This is a genomic window from Pseudomonas khavaziana (assembly GCF_036704165.1).
GTDB classification, from domain to species: Bacteria; Pseudomonadota; Gammaproteobacteria; order Pseudomonadales; family Pseudomonadaceae; genus Aquipseudomonas; species Aquipseudomonas khavaziana.
The window spans coordinates 6175127-6197046 of sequence record NZ_CP129946.1; the positions used below are offsets into that span (position 1 = coordinate 6175127).

The window sequence follows — 21920 nt, forward strand, 5'->3', positions numbered from 1 at the left end:
AGTCTGTGATCGGCGCCGCACTACTTGAGAGTGCTTACTATTTGCGCCTCAGTGATCAAGGACGAACGCTTGACGGGAAACCCTGAAAGTTTTTTGAGAAAGTTGTGATTACGACGCCTTGCCTTCACGCAATACCAATAAATACGGGGTGTAGTACTCGGCGCGCAGATTGAGTGTGTATTCCAGCGCCTTGATCACAGCGTCATGCTTGTCGATTTCGAACACCCCGGATACCACCCGATTACGCAACGCATCGCCCAGTACCAAAGTCTGTCCCGGCCAGTACCGGTTCAGCTCGCTGACCACTTCTGACAGGGGTTGCTGGCGGAACACCAGTTGCCGCTGGCGCCAGGCAAACCCGCGGACCGGGTCGAAGCCATGCACCTCGGCCAGGTGCCGGTCCTGGTATTCCACCGCCCGTCCTGGCTCCAGATAAACCGGCTCACCACCACCCGAACTGACCTGCACCTTGCCCTGCGCCACTTGCACGCGAGTTTGAGCATCACGTCTCATCACGCTGAATTGAGTACCAACCACCTTCACCCAACCGCCACCGGACTGCACCACGAACGGCCGCGCCGGGTCCTTGGTCACTTCGAAAAAACCTTCGCCACGCAGCAGGCGGATCTGACGTTCGCCCGCGCTCATGCGCACCTGCACCGCGCTGTCGGTATTGAGTTGCAGGTGAGAGCCGTCGGCCAGTTCGATACGAAGCGACTCCCCGGTGCCGGTAACGTAGTCGGCGCGCAGGCGGTCGAGCCAGGGCGTGTTGTGCACCGTAAGCCCCACTGCCAGCAAAACGGCGGCGGCATAGGCCCAGCGGCGCGCCGGTTTGCGCCAGGCGGCTTGTTCGGCACGGCGCACCACGCGCGCCGGTTCACGCAGGCCACCGAGCAGCACCTGGACTTCCTGCCAGGCCCGATCCTGGGCATCGCCCTGCCCGAGCCAGGCGGCGAAGCTGTCCAGTTCGGCGGGCGTAACGTCGTCGGCCTGCAGGCGAAAATACCAGCCGCTGGCTTCGTCGAACATTTCATCGGCAGTGGATAGGTCGGTCATGACCGGCGTCCTTGTTCATCGCAAGCCAGCTGCGTCTTGATATAGCCACGGCATTCAATCAAGGCGCGACGCAATTGATATTCCACACTGCGCGGGCTGATCGACAAGCGCTCGCCGATCTCGCGATAGGAAAGTTCGTCGACATGATAAAGCAGGAAGATCTGCCGAGTCGCTTCGGGCAACGCCAGGATGGCAGCCTGCATTAACTGTTCCTGCTGGTAGGCCGCCAATTGCTCATCGGCACCTGGGTTGCTGCACGGCAGTTCATCGCTGGGCTCCCCGGCATCCAGGCGCTCGCGGCGGATGGCCTGGCGCTGATGATCGCGCACCAGGTTGCTGGCGATGGTGAAAAGGAAGGCAGGAAGGTTATCGATTTTGTCGCCGGAATCCAGCCGCGCCAGGCGCAGGAAAGATTCCTGGGTCAGGTCGGCGGCCACTTGGGCGCTGCCGGTGCGCCGAGTGACGAAGGCTTCGAGGGCTTTCTTCTGCTCCGCGAACAGGCGCGCGATCTGCGAATTCCAGGAGGACACAGCACTACCTTGAAAAAGAACGGACGGTTCAGGGAGTGCGCACGCTAGCAGAAGATGAGATTGGTTCGCAATTGATATCTATTTATTGCCCTGGGCTTTGTGGTGTTCTTCAGATAGCCATCGGGGGCAAGCCCCCTCCCACATTTTGATTTGTGAACACTTTCAAATGTGGGAGCCGGCTTGCCTGCGATAAGGGCGACTCGGTTTTACTGGATGTCCTCCGGCTTGACGATCACCCAGTTCTTGTCCGCCGTCACTGGCAGTCCTTCCTTGGCTTGCGCCGCCGCGTGCTTGGCGATCATGCCGTTAAGCTGGGTCATGTATTTGTCCTTGCGGTTGATCCACAGGTGGATGCCGCCCTTGGCCACGTCCACATCGTGGAACAGCATGTAGCCGTCGCTGGTCGGCGTATCGCCGCCGACGATCACCGGTTTTTTCCATTCGTCGATGTAGGTCAGGATCGCCGCGTGCTTGCCGGCCATCCAGGTTGCCGGGGTCCACAGGTAAGGGGTCAGCTCCAGGCCAAGGTTGGCATCCTGGTCATATTTGCCGGCGGCTATCTGCTTGCGGGCGGTGGTCAGCTCGCCGGTCTTGCGATCCTTGAGCAGCGTGCTGACGCCGATGACGTTCTCGGGCTTGACGTTGTATCCGTACTTCGGATCGGCGGCGACCATGCGCACCAGCTCCTCGGAAGCAGCGGTCATCACATACACCTCGATGCCGTTTTCCATCAGCTTGTTATATAGCTCGGCCTGGCCGGTAAAGACTTTCGGCGGCTGCACTTCGGACTTCTTCACCGCATCGCCGTCGAAGTAACTGACCGGCACCGGCTTGCCGGACGCCATCAGCTCATCGACCTGGACCTTGAGTTCCTTGAGGGTGAAGCCGGAGAACACCTGGGCGACCCACGGGTAGCAAACCATGTCGTCCACTTCGCAGAGGCGATAGTAGTAGCTGAACAGGCTTTCCTTATGCTCGGCGGTGTCTTTGAACGGCATCAGCTTGAGCGAAGGATCGAGGCTGTCGCGGGTGATCAGGCCCTTGTTTTCCATGTACGGCAGCAGCGACTCTTCGAGGTCGTAGCGGTAGCTGGTGTTGTCCATGTCGAACACCGCATAGTTACCCTTGTTGGCGTTGGCGGCGATCATTGCGTTCAACTGTTTGGCGGCAGGCGCCGGCCAGTGTTTCAACTCGGTGGCGGCGAACGCCTGGCTGGCGAGTCCGAGGCAGAAGGCGGCGGATATCAGTAGTTTCGGCGCGAGCTTCATAGGCGTTGTCTCCCTCAAGTGAAAGACATCGACGCTAACAAATCCGTATGACAGTTATCGCCCGGGCGCGACCGCTTGCGTCTTGATCACGCCAAGGCCATACGCATGCGCGCCAGCGCCTTATTCCAAAAACGACAGTTACCATTCCATATCGGTATTAAATCATTATATTTCATGCTGTTAGGCTTCCCGGTTCGCAATCGCAGGCTCACGCGATTGGCTGCCTTCTCAACGGAGCTTCAATGAATCTGCCCCTGATTCTCAATTTATTGGTGTTCGTGGCCCTCTTGCTGGGCCTGGCACAAACCCGTCGTACGAACTGGAGCCTGGCCAAGAAGGTGCTCTTCGCCTTGGTCCTGGGCGTGCTGTTCGGTGCGGCCTTGCACACGATCTACGGCGACGGCAACCCGGTGCTCAAAGCCTCCATCGGCTGGTTTGACCTGGTCGGCAACGGCTATGTGCAACTGCTGCAAATGATCGTGATCCCACTGGTGTTCGCCTCGATCCTCAGTGCCGTGGCGCGTCTGCATAACGCTTCGTCATTGGGCAAGATCAGCTTCCTGACCATCGGCACGCTGCTGTTCACCACCGCCATCGCGGCGCTGATCGGCATCGGCCTGACCAACCTGTTTGGCCTCACCGCCGAAGGCTTGGTGGCCGGTACCCAGGAAATGGCGCGCCTGCAAGTGATCCAGAGTGATTACGCCGGTAAGGTTGCCGACCTGAATATCCCGCAATTGCTGCTGTCGTTCGTGCCGGCCAACCCGTTCGCCGACCTGGCCCGGGCCAAGCCGACGTCGATCATCAGCGTGGTGATTTTCGCCGCCTTCCTGGGGGTCGCCGCACTGCAACTGCTCAAGGATGACGTGGAGAAAGGCCAGAAGGTCGTCAACGCCATCGACACCCTGCAAGCCTGGGTGATGCGCCTGGTGCGCCTGGTGATGAAGCTGACCCCGTACGGCGTATTGGCGCTGATGACCAAGGTGGTCGCCGGCTCCAACCTGCAAGACATCATCAAGCTCGGCAGTTTCGTGGTGGTGTCGTACCTGGCCCTGGGCCTGATGTTCGTGGTGCACGGCCTGCTGCTGTCCCTGGCCGGGATCAACCCGCTGCGCTTCTTCCGCAAGGTCTGGCCGGTGCTGACCTTTGCCTTTACCAGCCGCTCCAGCGCAGCGAGCATCCCGCTGAGCATCGAGGCACAGACCCGTCGCCTGGGCATCCCGCAATCCATCGCCGGCTTCGCCGCCTCGTTTGGCGCGACCATCGGCCAGAACGGTTGCGCCGGTCTTTACCCGGCGATGTTGGCGGTGATGGTCGCGCCGACCGTGGGCATCAATCCCCTGGACCCGCTGTGGATCGCGACCCTGGTAGCGATTGTGACCTTGAGTTCGGCGGGCGTTGCCGGCGTAGGCGGTGGTGCGACCTTTGCCGCGCTGATCGTACTGCCGGCCATGGGCTTGCCGGTGTCACTGGTGGCGCTGCTGATTTCCGTGGAGCCGCTGATCGACATGGGCCGCACGGCGTTGAACGTCAATGGTTCGATGACGGCGGGGGCGATTACCAGCCAGATCATGGGGCAGACGGATAAAAAGCTGTTGAATGCCGATGAACATGCCGAACTGGCGCAGGCATAAAGGCTTATAACCTGTAGGAGCGAGCTTGCTCGCGAAGAACCTGAGGGCGCCGCGTTCATTCAGAATGCCCGCGTCATCGTTGACGATCTTCGCGAGCAAGCTCGCTCCTACACTAGTTGCGCTCCCACACCTCAAAGTTGTAAGCCGGCTTATCGCCTTCAGCTGGATTCTCGACATTCGACACCAGCTTCCACTGCGTTGTATCAAACTCTGGAAACCACGCATCCCCTTCCGGGCTCAACGCCACCCGCGTCAGATACAAGCGATCGGCCTGCTCCAGCCCCTGCGCATACAACTGCGCGCCGCCGATCAGCATCAGCTCGTCCACGCCTTGGGCCTTGGCCCATTCCTCAGCGCGTTCTACCGCCGCTTCAAGTGACGGAAAAACTTGCGCACCTTCAAGCGCCAGATCGGTCTGACGACTGACCACCAGGTTCAAGCGCCCCGGCAACGGTCGGCCCAGGGAATCCCAGGTCTTGCGCCCCATGATGATTGGCTTGCCGAGCGTGGTGGCCTTGAAATATTTGAAATCCCCCGGCAAATGCCAGGGCATGCTGTTGTCGACGCCGATCACGCGGTTTTCACCGAGGGCTGCGATCAGGCTTAAAGGGAGAGTTTTTTTCATGGCGACGAGAATACCAGAGGCGCGAGCCAGCGGTTATGCTCCAACCTCACTGAAACAACAGGATGGCGCGTGACTGCACTGACCCCCCTGCACAACCTCTGGCTGACAGAAACCGTGCGCCTGCGTGAAGAACACGCCGGCCCCCTGGAAGATTTGGAAGCCAACCGCCTGGCCCGCACGGCCGGGGGCGACCTGCCGACGCGGATCACCCAGCGCGCCTTGCACCTGGCCGAGCGCGATGGCCTGACCGGCGCCCTCACGCGCTGGCTGCAAGGCGCGCGCCTGGCGCTGGTGTTGCTGGTGGTGGTGGCCGTGATCAGCGGCGCCGGCTTGGCGTTTGCCGCACTGGGTAACGGTTTGGCCCCAGTCAACGTGTTCTGGGCCCTGGGCAGCCTGCTCGGTTTGAACCTGATCTTGCTGATCAGCTGGGCCCTGGGCCTGCTGTTTGCTGGCGAGCACAGCGCCAGTCTCGGGCGACTGTGGTTGTGGCTCAGCGAAAAACTGGCGCGTGACGCCAAGGCCGCGCAATTAGCCCCGGCATTGTTGCTGTTGCTGCAACGGCAAAAACTCAATCGCTGGGCGGTGGGTGTGCTGATCAACAGCCTGTGGCTGCTGGCATTGCTCAGTGCCCTGGTGATTTTGCTGACGCTATTGGCCACACGGCGCTACGGCTTTGTATGGGAAACCACCATTCTCGGTGCCGACACTTTTGTCGCCGTAACCCAAGCCCTCGGCACCCTGCCCGCGCTGCTGGGCTTCAACGTGCCGAGCGTCGACATGATCCGCGCCAGCGGCGATTCCGCGCTGAATATCGAAAGCGCCCGCCAAGCCTGGGCTGCCTGGCTGGTGGGCGTATTGCTGGTCTACGGCCTGCTGCCCCGACTGATTCTCGCCCTGCTCTGCCTGTGGCGCTGGAAGGTCGGGCGTGCCGCCTTGCGCCTGGACCTCAACCTGCCCGGCTACAGCCAGTTGCGCGACCGCCTGATGCCCAGCAGCGAACGCCTGGGGGTCAACGATGTGGCGCCCGAGCAACTGCACCACGTCAGCGGTGGCGTCAGCGATATGGACAGTGACGGCGCCTTGCTGGTCGCCATCGAGCTGGACGATCAACACCCTTGGCCGCCCAAGCTGCCGGCCAGCATAAAAGACGCCGGTATTCTCGACAGCCGCGAATCACGTCACAAACTGCTGGAGCAACTCAGCCGTTTCCCGCCTGCTCGCCTGGCTATCGCCTGCGACCCGCGGCGCTCACCCGACCGAGGCAGCCTGGCGCTGATCGCCGAACTGGCACGCAGCGCCGCCGCCACCCGTGTGTGGCTGCTGCAAGCACCATCGGGCCAGGCTCTGGATGCCGAACGTCTGGGTGATTGGCACACCGCGCTGCAACAGCTTGATCTAACGTTTGCCGATTGCGCGCCGCTGAACTGGCTGGAGACCGGTCATGACTAAACCGCTGAAACTCGCCGTGGTCGGCCACACCAACGTCGGCAAGACCTCACTGCTGCGCACTCTCACCCGCGATGTGGGCTTCGGCGAAGTCTCCCATCGCCCCAGCACCACGCGGCATGTCGAAGGTGCACGCTTGTCGGTGGACGGTGAAGCCTTGCTGGAACTGTACGACACGCCCGGACTGGAAGACGCCATCGCTTTGCTCGACTATCTGGAGCGCTTGGATCGCCCCGGCGAACGCCTGGACGGACCGGCCCGCCTGGCGCGCTTCCTGGAAGGCAGCGAAGCCCGTCAGCGTTTCGAACAGGAAGCCAAGGTATTGCGCCAACTGCTGGCCTCGGACGCCGGCCTGTATGTAATCGACGCCCGCGAGCCGGTGCTGGCCAAGTACCGTGACGAGCTGCAGGTGCTGGCCAGTTGCGGCAAGCCATTGCTGCCGGTGCTCAACTTCGTCAGCAGCAGCGAGCATCGCGAGCCGGACTGGCGCGAAGCCCTGGCCCGCCTCGGCCTGCATGCGTTGGTGCGTTTCGACAGCGTGGCACCGCCGGAAGACGGCGAGCGCCGGCTGTATGAAAGCCTGGCCCTGCTGTTGGAAACCTCACGGCCGCAGTTGCAGCGCCTGATCCTAGACCAGGAGGCCCAACGCTTGGCCCGCCAGCAAAGCGCTGCGCGGTTGATCGCCGAGCTGCTGATCGACTGCGCCGCCTGCCGTCGCAGCGTGGTCACCGAGAATGAACAGCAAGCCATCGGCGATCTGCGCAAAGCCGTGCGCCAACGCGAACAGAAGTGCGTCGAAGCCTTGCTCAAGTTGTTCGGCTTCCGCCCCCAGGATGCCGCCGCCAGTGACCTGCCGCTGCTCGATGGGCGCTGGGGCGATGACTTGTTCAACCCGGAGACCCTCAAACACCTTGGTGTGCGGGTCGGTGGTGGAATCGCCGCCGGCGCTGCGGCCGGTGCGGGTGTGGATCTATTGGTCGGCGGCCTGACACTCGGCGCTGCAGCTTTGGCCGGTGCCATCGCCGGTGGCGCGTTGCAAACCGCACGCAGCTACGGCAGCCGCCTGCTCGGCAAAATCAAGGGACAGCGCGAGCTGACCGTCGACGACAGCGTGCTGCGCCTGCTTGCCCTGCGCCAACGCCAACTGCTCAAGGCTCTCAACCTGCGCGGCCATGCGGCGGTGCACAGCATCAAGGTCGACACGCCCCAGGATAAAACCTGGCGCGAGGGCAAGCTGCCCGACGCCTTGGGTAAGGCCCGCGCCCATCCGCAATGGTCGAGCCTCAACGCCCACGCCAAACTGAGCCAGGCTGAGCGCCAGGAGCAGATCCTGGCCCTGGCGCAGCAACTCACTGCGAATTGACGACTAGTGCCAGTTGAACTTCAAGTAAAGTTCAGCCAGTTGCTGGACCAGATGCTTGTCCACCTCATCGATAACACCATCCCGATTGATATCGGAATGAATGTTCCACTCAAGTTCGCCATTGTTATCAAAATCATAGGCAGCGCTCCAAGAGATTTGAGCATCCGAACTGAGCAGATCTGGCCCTTTATGCAAATGCAGGCGCACGGTGTCGGGTGTGCCGTCCTGGTAAAAGTCTTCGGAAAAAATCTTCATGTAGCGCTTTGCAGCGGTCCCGCGATTAATCCAATTGATCTTCAAATAAGCATTGGCAAACCTGTCCAGCAGTACCCTATCCAGGCTGCTTTCCTGACCGTTATTGGTAACGTCTCCCCGGCTGTAGTCAACTTTTCCATCTGAGGTGAAATCATAGGCCACGACCTCATTGACCAAGCGGCTCTGATCGCATTGGGTATGTTGGTAGAATTGGAGCCGCACGGTATTTGCCCGTCCATCCCCCGTCTGGTCCTGTGCAATAACCTTTAAATAACGCACTTGTTTACTCCTTGTGTGCATACCACTTGAACTCTAGAAAGAGCTTGCACAACACTCTGATCAAGGCCTTATCCAGCTCATCCACCTTGCCATTTCGATTGACATCGGTGTTGGTAAACGAGTCCATCACGGCATCCCCATCACCGTCATAAGCGCTGGCTTTATAAATAAGGGTTTCCTGCTCACCCGCGCACTCAAGAAAATTCAATTCAATCGCATTGGGTTTAGCGTTGGCGCTGTAATGCTTCACGTGCATGGTTAAACAATGTGAATGGCCGGCGCAAAAAATCAAACCAACCGAGCAACATAAATACATTCACAAATGAATGAAAAATGCGTTGATCAAGGAAGTTCTCCTTGCCATCTCCGTTAATATTCCTATTGAGACGCAAATCATAAAGACCATGATCATATTCCCCCTCGCGATCCAGGTTAAAGGCAACTTCCTCATGCATTAACCGATCAGCGCCGCATTTATTCTTTTTATAAAACCTGACAACAACTTTATCCGCGTGATCGCGCCCGCCACTCCCCTGAGCAAAAACTTTCAAATAATGCATCACTCAATACCCATAAAAACTGAATGATTACGCTATCAGCCTCTTCAAAATTCAAACTAGCCGTCAAAACAGTTTTTCCTGCGGGAGCAGACTTCAAGGTACGTAGGACGAGCTCGCCAACAGCGAGAAAGGCTTGCACTTCAACGCCTCTGTATCAGCACCATAAGAGGCATCTGCCTGGCCTGTCGGTCTCAGTTGCGCATCTCGAACGCGAGGGCTCGATGCCCATCAACATGCCGCTGACACCGGGTCTGTGTACCATTTAAATGCAAGGAAATTGCTGCACAGGGAACGGATCAGTTCCTTATCAACCTCATCCACCACTCCGTTCTTGTCCACGTCGGTATTGGTAAACCATTCCAATACACCATTACCGTAACCGTCATAAGCGGCAGCTTGAAAAGCCAGCGTAGGTTTACGCACCGTGCTGCGCCGCTCCAGAAAATGGAGTTTCACACCATTGGGCGGGCGTTTTTCGTATTCATGGGCGGCGACAACCACCAAGGTGCGCTTCCAGCTTTCGCCACCGTTAAACCAGTCCAACTTAAGAAAGGTGTTGGCGAATAACGTAAGCAAGTGGCTGTCGATGGCCATGCTTTTGCCTTCAACGTCGATGTCTACAACAGTTTGAAGGTCCACATTTTTATCACCGTTCATATCAACAGCGAATGCCTCATGAATCAACTCATCGAACCCGCCGGCACCGCGTTCGTAAAAATGCAGAAAGACGGTATCGGCCTGTCCATTACCGCTTCGGTCCTGGGCAGTGGCTTTTAAGTAGCGCATCGAATGCTCTCATTCGTGGTTGATGGAGGCGTGAGCGTACCGACGTGCGCCATCGCATCTATAGCCGCCCGTTCCGCGTTGGACGTATGAATTCACGCTGCGGGCCCAGGGTTCATCGCGCCCCTCCCCACAGTGAGCTGATATTTCGCTCGGCCAGCGCCGGCCCCACGCTCATGCCCACGCCGCTATGCATCAACGCGGCGCTGACACCGGGTGCCGCCCGCACAAACGAAAACGGCCCCGGCCCGCGAGCTCCGTAGACGCCTTGCCAGCGCTCGACCACCTGGATCTTGCACCCCAGGGTGTGCTCGGCCAACTCGATCATCCAGTCATCCACCTGCTCAGCGTTGAAGGGCGACGGATCGCTGTCGTAGTGGTGGGAGTCACCGATGATCAGTTCGCCATGGGGCGTGGGGCTGATCAGCAAGTGGATACCCTGCTCATGCAGGTGCGGCGTTTCGCGCAGGATCTGTGCCTGCACCGCGGCGGCCTCCGGCAAGTCGGCGAAGGCACCGTAGTGCACGCAACTCAAGCCGGTGAGCAGGGCGTGTTGCAGGTTCAGGTTGAGCGTCGGCCGGGCGCGCAGCATTTGCAGGCGGCAGGTCTGCGGGTTGAGTTGGGCCATGGATTCGGCCAACAGGGTTTGATAGTCGTGGCCTGAGCAGACGATGATCTGCTCACCGCGAAAGCTGCCGGCCGTGCTGTGCACTTGGCCAGGCTCAACGTCGCGTACCAGGGTAGAGAAGTGAAACTTGACGTTCATTTCCTGGCTCAGGTACTGGACCAGCGCCGGGATCGCCTCGCGGGAATACAGTTGCTGGTCGTCCTTGCCGTGCAGCGCAGCGCGGTGATGGCGGAACTGGCCGGCGTAGAGATCTTTCATGGCTGCGCCTTGCAGCAGTTCGACGTTGTAGCCATGCTCTTGCGCACGATCACTGCAGAAGGCTTGCAACAGATGCTCTTCGGCTTCGGTGCGGGCGAACAGGTATGAACCGTTGCGCTTGAGCTGCAGACCAGCAACTTGCGCCCACTGTGCCCAGATATCACGGCTTTCCCGAGCCAGGTCGAGCATCTGGCCCGGCGGCTGGCCGGTGACCAGGGCTTGGCCGAAGTTGCGTACTGAGGCGCCCAGGGGCGTGGCGCTGCGCTCGAACACCTTGACCTTGAGGCCGCGCTTGGCGGCGGCGTAGGCGTGGGAGAGGCCGAGGATGCCGGCGCCGATGACTAACAGATCACTACTCATACTGTCCTCTCGTTCCCACGCTCCGCGCGGGAATGCATCCGGTGACGCTCGGCGTCACGATGTTCAAGAGCGGACGCAGAGCGTCCAGGGCGGCATTCCCACGCAGAGCGTGGGGACGATCGGCTACTGTTTTTCCGACTTACCGTCATAACGCTTGCGCCATTCAGCCAGGATGCTGTCACGGTTCTTCGACGCCCAGGCAAAGTCGTTCTTGATCAGGCGCTGCTCGTAATCGGCCGGCAACTCGGTCTGCGGCTTGGCGATACCCGGTTGGGCAAGGATGGCGAAGTTGGCCTTGTACAACTCCATCGCCGCTGGGCTGGCGGAGAAGTCAGCGAGTTTTTTCGCGGCGTCGCCGTGGGCGCTGCCTTTGATCACCGCGGTGGCTTCAATCTCCCAGCCCAGGCCCTCTTTCGGCAGGATGATGTCCAATGGGGCCCCCTGGCGTTTGAGTTGAACCGCCGGGTACTCGAAGGAAATCCCAATCGGGAACTCACCGGACGCCGCCAGTTTGCATGGCTTGGAGCCGGAGTGAACGTACTGGCCGATGTTCTGGTGCAGATCGTCCATGTACTGCCAGCCTTGCTTCTCGCCGAAGGTCTGCAACCAGGCGCTGACATCCAGGAAGCCGGTGCCGGAGGACGCCGGGTTAGGCATGACAATCTTGCCCTTGTACTCAGGCTTGGTCAGGTCCTGCCAGCTCACCGGCTTGGTCAGGCCCTGCTTTTGGGCTTCGATGGTGTTGAAGCAGATGGTCGCGGCCCATACGTCCATGCCGACCCACGCTGGCGGGTTGGTGGCGTCGCGGTAGTGTTCGCCGATCTTGTCCAGGTCCTTGGGTGCGTAGTTGTCGAGCATGCCTTGCTGGTCGAGAATCGCCAGGCTGGAAGCGGCCAGGCCCCACACTACGTCAGCCTGGGGGCGGTCTTTCTCGGCCAGCAGTTTGGCGGTGATGATGCCGGTGGAGTCGCGCACCCACTTGATCTCGATGTCGGGGTTGGCCTGCTCGAAAGCTTTTTTGTAGGTCTTCAATTGCTCGGCTTCGAGGGCCGTGTACACGGTCAGCTCGGTCTTGGCGAAGGCATTCAGGCTGAATGCCGTGAGGACTGCAGCGACCAGCGCCAGGGGCTTGAACATGGAGCACCTCCTTCAGGTTGTTTTATTGGCCGGGCGCGGTCTGGCGCCAGGCTTGGGAGCGACGCAGCGCGCCACGTGAGGCCCACGCCAGCAGCAGCGAGACGCTGCCTGAGGTGAACAGGATCAGGGTCGACATCGCCGCGGCACCGCCCACATTGCCGGCGTCGTCCATGTTCAACACGGCGACGGCGGCGAGGATGGTGTCGGGGCTGTAGAGGAAGATCGCGGCGGACACGGTGGTCATCGCCGACACAAACAGGTAGCGCAGGATATCCAGCAGCGCCGGCAGGCAAATCGGTACCGTGACACGCAGGTAGTGGCGATACAGCGGCGCCTTGAGCGACAACGCCGCGGCTTCGAACTCGGCGTCCAACTGGCGCAGGGCGGTGGTGGCGGTCATCTGCGCGGTGGTCAGGTAATGCGCAATGGTGCACACCACCAGCAACGCCATGCTGCCGTAGAACACATGCAACGGGTTGCCGTTGAGGTTGAAAAAGAACACGTAGCCCAGGCCCAGCACCAGACCTGGTACGGCCATCGGCACGAAACTGAGCATGCGCAGCGCCAGGTTCAGGCCTTTCTGGCCCTTGGTCTTTTCCATCAGGTAGGCGCCGGTGAAGATCAGCACGCTGCCGATCAACGCCGTGCACAGCGCCATGGTCAGGCTGTTGCGATAGGCCAGCCAGCCGCCGCCGGCAGTGTCTTCAAACTGGTAGTGGTTGAGCGACAGCGACAGGTTGTACGGCCAGAACTTCACCAGCGAGGAGTACACCGCCATGCCGAACACCAGCAGCAACAGCGCACAGATGAGCAGCACAATGGCCAGGTAGAAGCCATCGCGCAGCCGCGATGGCGCGGGCACAAACACCTGGGCGCGACCGCTCATGGCTTCGCCATGCCGACGGCGCAACCAGGCATCCACACCGAAGCTGAACAGCGCCGGCAGCAACAACACCATACCGATCAACGCGCCACGCCCAAACTGTTGCTGGCCGACCACCGCCTTGTAGGCTTCCAGCGCCAGCACCTGGTAATCACCACCTACCACCACTGGTACACCGAAGTCGGTGATGGTCAGGGTGAACACCAGGCAGAACGCGGCGAACACCGCCTGGCGCGTGGCCGGCCAGGTAATGCTGCGAAACGCCCGGGCCGGGCTGGCGCCCATGCTAGACGCCGCATCGAACAAACGCGCATCTGCCAGAGACAAAGCCGACAGCAGGATCATCAACGCATGGGGAAAGGTGTAGATCACTTCACCGAGCACAATGCCCCAGAAGCCGTAGATATTCTCCGAGAGCAAGCCGCGCAACATGCCCTGGTTGCCGAACAGATAGACCAGGGCAATGCCCGGCAGCATCGATGGCGCCATCAACGGCAGCAACGACAGGCCGCGCCAGACGGTCTTGCCGGGAATCAGCGTGCGTTGCAGGGCGTAGGCAAACAGATAGGCCAGCGGTACGACGATGGCCGCCACGCTAAGGGAAACTTTCAGGCTATTGCCCAGCAACCAGTGGAAGTTGGCGCTGGTCAGCAGTTCGCGCGCGGCTACCAGCCCACCGCCCTGCCCGGCTTCGCTGCTGAAGCCGCGCCAGAAGATCGCCAGCAACGGCAGCAGGACCGCCACCACCAACAGGCCGAGCCAGAGCCATTTGCCGCCGACCACAAAGAGACGGTCGCCCCACTCGGCGCGGGACACCTGACGCGCTACCGGCAGTGTCATGACAGCGGCCATCTCAGGCAAACACCTGCAGGCTGCGCGGCGGCAAGGCCACCCAGATATCCTGGGCGCCCAGGCGCGGCATGGCTTCGGGCGCGAGTTCAGCCAGCAACGGATGGCCGGGCAACTGTTCCAGTTCAAAGCTCATGCGGCAGCGGTTGCCGAGGAAGGTAATTTCGCGAACCTTGGCCGGGAACAGATTTTCTTCATGCACCGTCGGGTTGACGCTGATGGCTTCCGGGCGGCAGAACAGACGGCCAGATTGGGCGATACCTGCATCGTCGGCCAGGCGCATCTTCAGGCCGCCGACCTGGGCGTGGCTGGCACTGTTACGGCTGAACGGCAACCAATTGCCCTGGCCCACAAACTCAGCCACAAAGGGCGTGGCCGGGCGATCGTAGATTTCCTGGGGCGTGGCGTACTGCTCGACCTTACCGTTGTTCATCACGGCAATGCGGTCGGCCATCAACATGGCTTCATCCTGGTTATGGGTCACCATCAAGGTGGTGATGCCCAGGCGCCGTTGCAGTTGGCGCAGCTCAGTGCACAGATGCTCGCGCACACGGGCATCGAGGGCCGACATCGGTTCATCCAGCAGCAACAGCGACGGGGCCGGCGCCAGTGCACGGGCCAGGGCCACCCGCTGTTGTTGGCCGCCGGAGAGTTGGCCGGGGTATTTCTTTTCGCTGCCGAGCAGGCCGACCAGCTCAAGCATCTGCCCGACGCGCTTGCGTACTTCATCACGGCCGCTGCCGGTGAGGCCATAGCCGATGTTCGCTTCCACGCTGAGATTGGGGAACAGCGCGTAGGACTGAAACAGGATGCCGTAGTCGCGCGCCTGGGGTGGCAACAGGGAAACGTCACGCTCGCCCAGGTAAAGCTCGCCGCTGTCCTGGCGTTCCAGGCCGGCGATGCAGCGCAGCAGGGTGGTTTTGCCGCAGCCGGAGGGGCCGAGCAGGCACACCAGCTCGCCAGCGGCGACGTCCAGGGACACGTTGTCCAGCGCGGTGAAGGCGCCAAAGCGTTTCTGGATCCCGCGTACCTTCATGGGCGCGCCGGGTTGGGTCAGGGCTGTGTTCATGCAAGGCACCTCATCAAACGGATGAAGGCCATGCTAGGCGGGCAATGCGTAGCTGGTATGGCAGAAAGGCAAAATGGGGTGATAGTGGTATTGGTGGATTTGTGTAGGATTCACAGAGATGAGTTGCCTGTCCTACCGCTATCGGGAGCAAGCCCCCTCCCACAGTTGACCGGGTTCCAACATGAGAATGCGGTCAAAATGTGGGAGGGGGCTTGCTCCCGATTGGCCCTCAAGCCAGCCACAGAACTTAAATTGGCGACATTTCCTGAGCCAGGCCAAGGAACGCCGCCGGCAGCCGAGCGCCCTTGCGCTCCTTGAGGCAATACAGATACTCCGGGATCTGCGGTGCATTCTCGATAGTCAGCACTCGCAATTGAGGATCATGGGGCACTTCCTGACGAGCGATGATGCTGATGCCGATATTGCGCAGCACCGCCTCGCGAATCGACTCACGGCTGCCAATCTCCAGCAACGGCCCATACCCTACACCGCCGCTTTTCAACAGTTCTTCGGTCAGCCTGCGGGTGGTGGAGCCGGCTTCACGCATCAACAGCGTGTGCCCGGCCAGCGCGCTCAACGACACATGCTCAAGCTTGGCCAACGGGTGATTGCGATGCACCGCCAGCACCAGCGGGTCGGTGCCCAGCACGCGGCGGATCAGGCGCGGGTCGTCCAGCAATTGCGAAGAGGCCGCAACGTCGACGCGGTAATCATCCAGCGCTTCGAGCACCTGCTGGGAGTTGCCGATTTCCACCGACACTTCCACGTGCGGCAGGCGTTCACGAAAGGCTTTGACCAGGTCGAGAATGTAATACGGCGCCGTCGCGGCAATCCGCAACGCGCCCTGGACCTGACCATTATTGCGCAGGAAAAACTCGATATCCGCTTCCTGCTGCAACAACGTCTTGACCATCGGCAGCAGCCGCGCACCTTCGTCACTGACGGTGAGACGACGGCCGCCGCGATAGAACAGCTCAACGCCGTACTGGCTTTCCAGGTTACGAATCTGGGTGGTCACGGTGGGCTGGCTCAGGCCGAGCTTTTTCGCCGCCTGGGTGATGCTGCCCAGGCGGGCGACCATGAAAAACGCCTTTAACTCAGCACTCAGCACACCACCCTCGCATCCTCTATTTGCGCAACAGGCGCAGGCCGTTGAACACCACCAGCAGGCTCACGCCCATGTCGGCAAAGACCGCCATCCACATGGTCGCCATGCCCATGAATGTCACCGCCAGGAAGATCGCCTTGATCACCAGTGCCAGGGCGATGTTCTGCTTGAGGATACTCGAGGTTTGCCGCGACAACCGAATGAAAGCCGGAATCTTGCGCAAATCGTCGTCCATCAGCGCTACGTCAGCGGTCTCGATGGCCGTGTCAGTGCCCGCAGCCGCCATGGCAAAGCCGATCTCGGCCCGCGCCAGGGCCGGGGCGTCGTTGATACCGTCGCCGACCATACCTACCCGATGGCCTTGGCCGTAAAGGGTTTCGATAGCTTGCAGCTTGTCGGTGGGCAGCAAGTCGCCCTGAGCCTGGTCGATGCCGACCTGACTGGCAATCGCCTGGGCGGTGTGAGTGTTGTCCCCGGTGAGCATCAGGGTCTTGATGCCCAGGTCGTGCAATTGCTCAATAGCTTCGCGGCTGCTTTCCTTGACGGTGTCGGCCACGGCAAACAGCGCCAGCGGGCCGGATTTGTCCAGCAGCAGCACCACGGACTTGCCTTGCTTTTCCAGGGCGAAGAGTTTTTCTTCCAGGGCTGGGGAGCACAGGCCGAGGTCTTCCACCAAACGGTGGTTACCCAGGTGATAGGTCTGGCCGTTGATATCGCCGCGCACACCGCGCCCGGTCAGGGCCTCGAAGTTATCCACAGCATGAATCGTCAGGTTTTTATCCAACGCAGCATTGGCAATCGCCAGGGACACCGGGTGGTCGGAACGCCCGGCCAAACTGGCGGCCAGGGCCGGAGCGCTGTTTTCGAGATTGGGGAACAGCGGCAGGTAATCGGTTTGTACCGGCTTGCCGTGGGTAATGGTGCCGGTCTTGTCGAGGGCCAGGTAGTCGAGCTTGTAGCCCCCTTCCAGATACACGCCGCCCTTGATCAGGATGCCCTTGCGCGCCGCCGCGGCCAGGCCGCTGACGATGGTCACCGGCGTGGAGATCACCAATGCGCAGGGACATGCCACCACCAGCAGCACAAGGGCGCGATAGATCCAGTCAAACCACACGCCAGCCATGAACAATGGCGGAATCACTGCCACGCCCAGGGCAAACAGGAAAACTGCCGGGGTGTAGACCTTGGAAAAACTGTCAACAAACCGCTGGGTCGGCGCCCGTGCGCCTTGAGCCTGCTCCACAGCGTGGATGATCCGCGCCAGGGTCGAGTTGTTGGCCGCCGCAGTGACTGTGTACTCCAGGGAACCGGCCTGGTTGATGGTGCCGGCGAAGACTTTATCGCCGATGGTTTTTTCAATCGGCAGGCTTTCCCCGGTAATCGGCGCCTGATCGATGGTGGATTGACCGGCAGTGACCTCACCGTCCAGGCCAATGCGCTCGCCGGGCTTTACCCGAACGATCGCACCCAGCTCAATACTTTTAACCTCTTGCTCCATCCACGAACCGTCGGCCTGTTGTACCGTGGCCTGTTCCGGCGTCATCTGCATCAGGCCGCTGATGGCATTGCGCGCCCGGTCCAGGGACTTAGCCTCGATCAACTCTGCCACGGTGAACAGGAACATCACCATCGCCGCTTCCGGCCACTGACCAATCAGGATGGCGCCGGTCACCGCGATGCTCATCAGCGCGTTGATGTTCAGGTTGAGGTTTTTCAGGGCAATCCAGCCCTTTTTGTAAGTGGTGAGGCCGCCGCTGAGGATCGACACCAGCGCCACCATTGCGATCACCCAGGTCGGGGCTACGCCGGTGAAATGCAGCACTTCGGCGCCCAAGGCACCCACGCCGGATACCGCCAATGGCCACCAATGCTTCTTGGCCGGCGGCGCGGCGGCGGGGCTGCCTTCCTCGATAGGGTCGGCCTGCATACCGATGGACTTGATCGCCGCGATGATCGGCGCCGTGCTCGGCAGGTCATGGGTGACGCCGAGGATGCGGTTGATCAGGTTGAATTCCAGCTGCTGCACACCGGCGAGCTTGCCCAGTTTGTTCTGGATCAGCGTCTGTTCGGTGGGGCAGTCCATGGCTTCGATGCGGAAGGTGCTCAGTCGCGAGCCAGCGGTGGGCGCTTCGCTCAGGGTCACCACGGCAGGCCCGGCAGCGCCGGAGCAGCAGGAGCCCGAGTGGCCGTGGCTATCCACCGGCGTGAGTTTTGCCGGGGCGTGATCATGTGGGTGATCGTGACCATGATCGTGCGGGTGATCATGATCATGATCGTGCTTGTGGTCGTGCTTGTGCGGGGTGTGAATGGAGTGGCTCATCAGGTCGCGTCCGTAAAGGTGCCTGTTGCCAAGTAAAGACCCTGTAGCCACTATAGGGTCAAGCACCCATTTGGAGATTGCTGCGATGAAGATCGGCGAACTGGCCAAACTCACCGATTGCCCGGTGGAAACCATCCGTTATTACGAGAAGGAAAACCTGCTGCCGCCCCCGGCACGCACCGACGGCAATTACCGCGTGTACACCCAGGCACACACCGAGCGGCTGACCTTTATCCGCAATTGCCGCAGCCTGGACATGACCCTCGAGGAAATCCGCAGCCTGCTGGGGTTGCGTGACAGCCCCCAGGACCAGTGCGAAAGCGTGAATGCGCTGATCGACGAGCATATCCATCACGTCAAAGCGCGGATCGATGGGTTGCTGGCCTTGCAGGAGCAGTTGCTGGACCTGCGCCAACGTTGCGGCGGTGGGGAGCAGTGCGGGATTTTGCAGCAGCTGGAAGTCAGCGGAGGGATTGCGGCCAGTGAGGCTGAGCCTTCGCATGTAGGCCGAAGCCACGGCCATTAACTCAACTAGTAACCGGATGAAAATGTGTGAGGGGCATCAGTTAAGCGTCATCGCCGTCTGTAGGAGCGAGCTTGCTCGCGAAAAACGTCAACGATAACGCGTGTCTCCTGACAAAACGCAGCGCCTATAGGTTTTTCGCGAGCAAGCTCGCTCCTACAGGCATTAGGGCGAACCCCCTCCCACATTCTCGACCGAGGCAGGCTTTAGATAGCCACGTCGGCCTTGATGCTTGGGTCAGCGTCGTAGCCCACGATCTCGAAGTCTTCGAACTTGTAGTCGTAGATCGAGGCAGGCTTACGCTTGATCACCAGTTCCGGCAGTTTTTTCGGCGTGCGCGCCAACTGGGTCTGGATCTGTTCCATATGGTTGCTGTAGGCGTGGGTGTCGCCGGTGGTGACGATGATCTCGTGGGGGATCAGGTCGCACTGCTGAGCAAGCATGTGGGTCAGCAACGCCAGCGCGGCGGTGTTGTACGGCAGGCCCAGGAACACGTCGGAGCTGCGGATATACAGCTGCATCGACAGATGACCGTCATGCACGAACGCCTGGTACAGCAGGTGGCACGGCGGCAGGGCTTGCTTGCCGTTGCGCGCGTTTTCCTGGGGGCTCTTGGTTTCGTCCGGCAGGTATTCGACGTTCCAGCCGTGGAACAGGATGCGGCGGCTGTTGGGGTTGGTCTTGAGCGTGTGCACCATGTAGTCGATCTGGTTGATCGTGCCGCCATCCTTGGTCGGCCAGGCGGTCCACTGCTCGCCATACACCGGGCCCAGGTCACCGTCTTCGGTGGCCCACTCGTCCCAGATTTTCACACCGTTTTCATTGAGCCACTTGATGTTGGTGTTGCCGCTCAACATCCAGATCAGTTCATTGGCGATGCTTTTGAAGTGCAGCTTCTTGGTGGTCAGCAGCGGGAAGCCGTCGGCCAGGTTATGCCGATACTGACGGGCAAACACGGCCTTGGTGCCGGTGCCGGTGCGGTCGCCCTTGGTCAGGCCATTGGTCACGACGTCGTGCAGCAGTTCCAGATATTGCTTCATGTAGTTACCCGTATCGTTGAAGCCGCAGCCCGTCAAGCAAGGGCCGCGGCATTCGAATTTAAAGCGCGGCGTTCTTCAGCGGCTGCGGGCGATTGTACGCCCACCAGAGCATGCCCAGGCCCGCGAGGATCATCGGCAGGCTGAGAACCTGCCCCATGGTCAGCCAGCCCCACGCCAGGTAGCCCAGCTGTGCATCCGGCACCCGTACGAATTCGACGATAAAGCGGAAAATCCCGTAGAACAGCGCGAACATGCCCGAAACAGCCATGGTCGGGCGTGGCTTGCGCGAGAAGATGTAGAGGATAAGGAACAGGGCCACACCTTCCAACGCGAACTGGTAGAGCTGCGACGGGTGGCGCGGCAGTTGCGCCGGGTCGCTGAACGGCGGGAACACCATGGCCCATGGCACGTCGGTCGGCTTGCCCCACAACTCGGCGTTGATGAAGTTACCGATGCGCCCGGCGCCCAGTCCGATCGGCACAAAGGGTGCGACGAAGTCCATCAGTTGGAAGAACGACTTGCCATTACGGCGGCCAAACCACCAGGCGGCGATCATCACGCCGATAAACCCGCCATGGAAGGCCATGCCACCTTTCCACACTTCAAAGATCAGCGTCGGATTGGCGATGTAGGCCGACAAGTCGTAGAACAGCACATACCCCAGGCGTCCGCCGACGATCACCCCCATCGACATCCAGAACACCATGTCGGAGAGCTTCTCCTTGGTCCAGGTCGGGTCGAACCGGTTCAGGCGCCGGGAAGCCAGCAGCCAGGCACCGCCGATGCCGATCAGGTACATCAGCCCGTACCAGTGGATTTTCAGCGGACCGATGGCCAGGGCCACCGGGTCGATCTGCGGGTAAGGCAGCATTGCGACTCCTCGTTAAAACATTTAGTCATGACGCACCGGACCATGCCGAGGTGCGATTAAGCCTGCGTTACAGCGCCGATATCAAATTAAGAAGTTCACATACACACCAAACAGCCCGGCATGTTAACGGATGGAAGGTGCGCGGCCCAACTTCGTTGCGATGGAACGCTCGCGAATCTGTGGGTAGAGTTGGGAAAAACACACAAGGGATCTCCCAATGTGCCTGATTGTTTTCGCCTGGCGACCGGGCCATGCCCAACCGCTGATCGTCGCGGCCAACCGCGATGAGTTCTACGCCCGCCCCAGCCTGCCGCTGGCCCAGTGGCCGGATGCGCCCCAGGTGTACGCCGGCCGCGACCAGGAAGCCGGTGGGACCTGGCTGGGCGTCAGCGCCGAGGGGCGTTTTGCTGCCCTGACCAATATCCGCGACCCGCACCAGCCACCGGCGCGCAAGTCCCGTGGTGAATTGGTTGCGCGGTTTCTCAGCGGTTCGCTGCCGATTGACGATTATTTAGCTGACGTTAACGGACGCTCGATTGAATATGCTGGTTTTAACCTGCTGGTTGGCACGCGGGATGAGCTGTGGCATTACAACGCCAATGACACCCAGCCCACATTGCTCGCGCCGGGGGTCTATGGGCTGTCCAATGCAGGGCTGGATACGCCGTGGCCGAAGCTGGTCAAGGCCAAGGCGGCGTTCAGCGCGTTATTGGAAGACCCACAGCCGGAAGCCTTGCTGGGGATTTTGAGCGATCCGCAAACGGCGCCGTTTGCCGAGTTGCCGGACACCGGCGTGGGCTTGGCGACCGAAAGCCTGCTGTCGAGTGTGTTCATCTCCAGCCCCAGCTATGGGACACGGGCGAGTACGGCGCTGATTGTGAGTGCCGATGGAAAGCGAAAGATGGTGGAGCGAAGTTTTGGGCCGCATGGCGGACGGCTCGGCGAAGTCGAACTCAATTTATAACCACCCCCCAAAACCAATGTGGGAGGGGGCTTGCTCCCGATAGCGGTGGGTCAGTACCAGATATCCTGGCTGACACCCTGCAATCGGGAGCGAGCCCCCTCCCACATTTTG

General features: G+C 60.7%; 21 protein-coding genes and 1 pseudogene. 5 read left to right on the top strand and 17 right to left on the bottom strand.

Features of this window, described 5'->3' with window-relative positions; genetic code table 11:
• Positions 1-108: 108 nt before the first annotated feature.
• The 3 genes from QYQ93_RS27655 to QYQ93_RS27665 form a co-directional block, all read right to left on the bottom strand.
• Complete coding sequence (locus QYQ93_RS27655) at positions 109-1056, bottom strand: FecR family protein (protein WP_338475914.1); 948 nt, start codon at positions 1054-1056, stop codon at positions 109-111.
• On the bottom strand, positions 1053-1586 hold the full coding sequence (locus QYQ93_RS27660) for an RNA polymerase sigma factor (RefSeq protein WP_043047020.1): 534 nt from the start codon (positions 1584-1586) through the stop codon (positions 1053-1055). Before QYQ93_RS27660 ends, QYQ93_RS27655 begins: the two co-directional genes overlap by 4 nt.
• Positions 1587-1792: 206 nt before the next feature.
• Positions 1793-2854, bottom strand: a complete 1062-nt coding sequence (locus tag QYQ93_RS27665) for a haloacid dehalogenase-like hydrolase (protein WP_338475915.1) — start codon at positions 2852-2854, stop codon at positions 1793-1795.
• A 242-nt stretch (positions 2855-3096) separates the two neighbouring features.
• On the opposite strand from QYQ93_RS27665, the gene QYQ93_RS27670 reads away from it, so the two are divergent.
• The gene (locus tag QYQ93_RS27670; protein ID WP_217880842.1) at positions 3097-4488 is read left to right on the top strand and encodes an L-cystine transporter; all 1392 of its coding nucleotides are present in this window, start codon (positions 3097-3099) and stop codon (positions 4486-4488) included.
• A gap of 12 nt (positions 4489-4500) precedes the next feature.
• Here the strand turns inward: QYQ93_RS27670 and QYQ93_RS27675 are convergent.
• Positions 4501-4623 (bottom strand): annotated as a pseudogene (locus tag QYQ93_RS27675) (outer membrane lipoprotein carrier protein LolA); the annotation flags it as partial.
• Positions 4601-5113, bottom strand: a complete 513-nt coding sequence (locus tag QYQ93_RS27680) for a dihydrofolate reductase (RefSeq protein ID WP_043047017.1) — start codon at positions 5111-5113, stop codon at positions 4601-4603. The gene QYQ93_RS27680 and the pseudogene QYQ93_RS27675, both read right to left, overlap by 23 nt.
• 69 nt (positions 5114-5182) lie before the next feature.
• Here QYQ93_RS27680 and QYQ93_RS27685 point away from each other — a divergent pair, with 69 nt between their 5' ends.
• Both QYQ93_RS27685 and QYQ93_RS27690 read left to right on the top strand, forming a co-directional pair.
• Positions 5183-6562 carry a DUF2868 domain-containing protein gene (locus QYQ93_RS27685; RefSeq protein WP_338475917.1) on the top strand — a complete coding sequence of 460 codons (1380 nt, stop codon included), beginning with the start codon at positions 5183-5185 and terminating at the stop codon, positions 6560-6562.
• Positions 6555-7922: a DUF3482 domain-containing protein gene (locus QYQ93_RS27690; protein WP_043047015.1), complete on the top strand. Its 1368-nt coding sequence runs from the start codon at positions 6555-6557 to the stop codon at positions 7920-7922. The genes QYQ93_RS27685 and QYQ93_RS27690 overlap by 8 nt, the downstream gene beginning before the upstream one ends.
• A gap of 3 nt (positions 7923-7925) precedes the next feature.
• Here the strand turns inward: QYQ93_RS27690 and QYQ93_RS27695 are convergent, their stop codons facing one another.
• The 10 genes from QYQ93_RS27695 to QYQ93_RS27740 form a co-directional block, all read right to left on the bottom strand.
• The gene (locus QYQ93_RS27695; protein ID WP_338475920.1) at positions 7926-8456 is read right to left on the bottom strand and encodes a hypothetical protein; all 531 of its coding nucleotides are present in this window, start codon (positions 8454-8456) and stop codon (positions 7926-7928) included.
• A 4-nt stretch (positions 8457-8460) separates the two neighbouring features.
• Positions 8461-8712, bottom strand: a complete 252-nt coding sequence (locus QYQ93_RS27700; RefSeq protein WP_338475922.1) for a hypothetical protein — start codon at positions 8710-8712, stop codon at positions 8461-8463.
• The gene (locus QYQ93_RS27705; protein WP_338475923.1) at positions 8681-9016 is read right to left on the bottom strand and encodes a hypothetical protein; all 336 of its coding nucleotides are present in this window, start codon (positions 9014-9016) and stop codon (positions 8681-8683) included. Before QYQ93_RS27705 ends, QYQ93_RS27700 begins: the two co-directional genes overlap by 32 nt.
• A 228-nt stretch (positions 9017-9244) precedes the next feature.
• Entirely contained in the window at positions 9245-9802 is a 558-nt protein-coding gene (locus QYQ93_RS27710; RefSeq protein ID WP_043047013.1) for a hypothetical protein, read from the bottom strand.
• Positions 9803-9914: 112 nt separating this feature from the next.
• Positions 9915-11045 carry a TIGR03364 family FAD-dependent oxidoreductase gene (locus QYQ93_RS27715; RefSeq protein WP_338475924.1) on the bottom strand — a complete coding sequence of 377 codons (1131 nt, stop codon included), beginning with the start codon at positions 11043-11045 and terminating at the stop codon, positions 9915-9917.
• A gap of 123 nt (positions 11046-11168) precedes the next feature.
• Complete coding sequence (locus QYQ93_RS27720) at positions 11169-12182, bottom strand: putative 2-aminoethylphosphonate ABC transporter substrate-binding protein (RefSeq protein WP_043047011.1); 1014 nt, start codon at positions 12180-12182, stop codon at positions 11169-11171.
• Positions 12183-12204: 22 nt separating this feature from the next.
• Positions 12205-13917, bottom strand: a complete 1713-nt coding sequence (locus QYQ93_RS27725) for a putative 2-aminoethylphosphonate ABC transporter permease subunit (protein ID WP_338475925.1) — start codon at positions 13915-13917, stop codon at positions 12205-12207.
• Between the two features lies 1 nt (position 13918).
• On the bottom strand, positions 13919-14983 hold the full coding sequence (locus QYQ93_RS27730) for a putative 2-aminoethylphosphonate ABC transporter ATP-binding protein (protein WP_043047009.1): 1065 nt from the start codon (positions 14981-14983) through the stop codon (positions 13919-13921).
• A gap of 247 nt (positions 14984-15230) precedes the next feature.
• Positions 15231-16094: a LysR family transcriptional regulator gene (locus QYQ93_RS27735; RefSeq protein WP_005792324.1), complete on the bottom strand. Its 864-nt coding sequence runs from the start codon at positions 16092-16094 to the stop codon at positions 15231-15233.
• A gap of 16 nt (positions 16095-16110) precedes the next feature.
• Positions 16111-18411, bottom strand: a complete 2301-nt coding sequence (locus tag QYQ93_RS27740; RefSeq protein WP_338475926.1) for a heavy metal translocating P-type ATPase — start codon at positions 18409-18411, stop codon at positions 16111-16113.
• An 85-nt stretch (positions 18412-18496) separates the two neighbouring features.
• Here QYQ93_RS27740 and cadR point away from each other — a divergent pair, with 85 nt between their 5' ends.
• Positions 18497-18937, top strand: a complete 441-nt coding sequence (gene cadR / locus QYQ93_RS27745; protein WP_043047007.1) for a Cd(II)/Pb(II)-responsive transcriptional regulator — start codon at positions 18497-18499, stop codon at positions 18935-18937.
• A 203-nt stretch (positions 18938-19140) separates the two neighbouring features.
• Here the strand turns inward: cadR and QYQ93_RS27750 are convergent, their stop codons facing one another.
• Together QYQ93_RS27750 and lgt are read right to left on the bottom strand one after the other, a co-directional pair.
• Positions 19141-19974, bottom strand: a complete 834-nt coding sequence (locus QYQ93_RS27750) for a thymidylate synthase (protein ID WP_043047006.1) — start codon at positions 19972-19974, stop codon at positions 19141-19143.
• Between the two features lie 58 nt (positions 19975-20032).
• On the bottom strand, positions 20033-20845 hold the full coding sequence (gene lgt, locus QYQ93_RS27755; RefSeq protein WP_043047005.1) for a prolipoprotein diacylglyceryl transferase: 813 nt from the start codon (positions 20843-20845) through the stop codon (positions 20033-20035).
• A 217-nt stretch (positions 20846-21062) separates the two neighbouring features.
• Here lgt and QYQ93_RS27760 point away from each other — a divergent pair, with 217 nt between their 5' ends.
• A complete protein-coding gene (locus QYQ93_RS27760) occupies positions 21063-21809 on the top strand; it encodes an NRDE family protein (RefSeq protein ID WP_043047004.1) in 747 nt (248 codons plus the stop codon).
• Positions 21810-21920 lie beyond the last annotated feature (111 nt).

Excerpts from the sequence above, each read along its gene's own strand:
- QYQ93_RS27655 (WP_338475914.1), bottom strand. The coding sequence starts at position 1,056 with ATGACCGACCTATCCACTGCCGATGAAATGTTCGACGAAGCCAGCGGC.
- cadR (WP_043047007.1), top strand. The coding sequence starts at position 18,497 with ATGAAGATCGGCGAACTGGCCAAACTCACCGATTGCCCGGTGGAAACC.
- QYQ93_RS27665 (WP_338475915.1), bottom strand. The coding sequence starts at position 2,854 with ATGAAGCTCGCGCCGAAACTACTGATATCCGCCGCCTTCTGCCTCGGA.
- QYQ93_RS27725 (WP_338475925.1), bottom strand. The coding sequence starts at position 13,917 with ATGGCCGCTGTCATGACACTGCCGGTAGCGCGTCAGGTGTCCCGCGCC.
- QYQ93_RS27710 (WP_043047013.1), bottom strand. The coding sequence starts at position 9,802 with ATGCGCTACTTAAAAGCCACTGCCCAGGACCGAAGCGGTAATGGACAG.
- QYQ93_RS27700 (WP_338475922.1), bottom strand. The coding sequence starts at position 8,712 with ATGCACGTGAAGCATTACAGCGCCAACGCTAAACCCAATGCGATTGAA.
- QYQ93_RS27760 (WP_043047004.1), top strand. The coding sequence starts at position 21,063 with ATGTGCCTGATTGTTTTCGCCTGGCGACCGGGCCATGCCCAACCGCTG.
- QYQ93_RS27715 (WP_338475924.1), bottom strand. The coding sequence starts at position 11,045 with ATGAGTAGTGATCTGTTAGTCATCGGCGCCGGCATCCTCGGCCTCTCC.
- QYQ93_RS27750 (WP_043047006.1), bottom strand. The coding sequence starts at position 19,974 with ATGAAGCAATATCTGGAACTGCTGCACGACGTCGTGACCAATGGCCTG.
- QYQ93_RS27705 (WP_338475923.1), bottom strand. The coding sequence starts at position 9,016 with ATGCATTATTTGAAAGTTTTTGCTCAGGGGAGTGGCGGGCGCGATCAC.
- QYQ93_RS27670 (WP_217880842.1), top strand. The coding sequence starts at position 3,097 with ATGAATCTGCCCCTGATTCTCAATTTATTGGTGTTCGTGGCCCTCTTG.
- QYQ93_RS27720 (WP_043047011.1), bottom strand. The coding sequence starts at position 12,182 with ATGTTCAAGCCCCTGGCGCTGGTCGCTGCAGTCCTCACGGCATTCAGC.
- QYQ93_RS27740 (WP_338475926.1), bottom strand. The coding sequence starts at position 18,411 with ATGAGCCACTCCATTCACACCCCGCACAAGCACGACCACAAGCACGAT.
- QYQ93_RS27730 (WP_043047009.1), bottom strand. The coding sequence starts at position 14,983 with ATGAACACAGCCCTGACCCAACCCGGCGCGCCCATGAAGGTACGCGGG.
- QYQ93_RS27680 (WP_043047017.1), bottom strand. The coding sequence starts at position 5,113 with ATGAAAAAAACTCTCCCTTTAAGCCTGATCGCAGCCCTCGGTGAAAAC.
- lgt (WP_043047005.1), bottom strand. The coding sequence starts at position 20,845 with ATGCTGCCTTACCCGCAGATCGACCCGGTGGCCCTGGCCATCGGTCCG.
- QYQ93_RS27690 (WP_043047015.1), top strand. The coding sequence starts at position 6,555 with ATGACTAAACCGCTGAAACTCGCCGTGGTCGGCCACACCAACGTCGGC.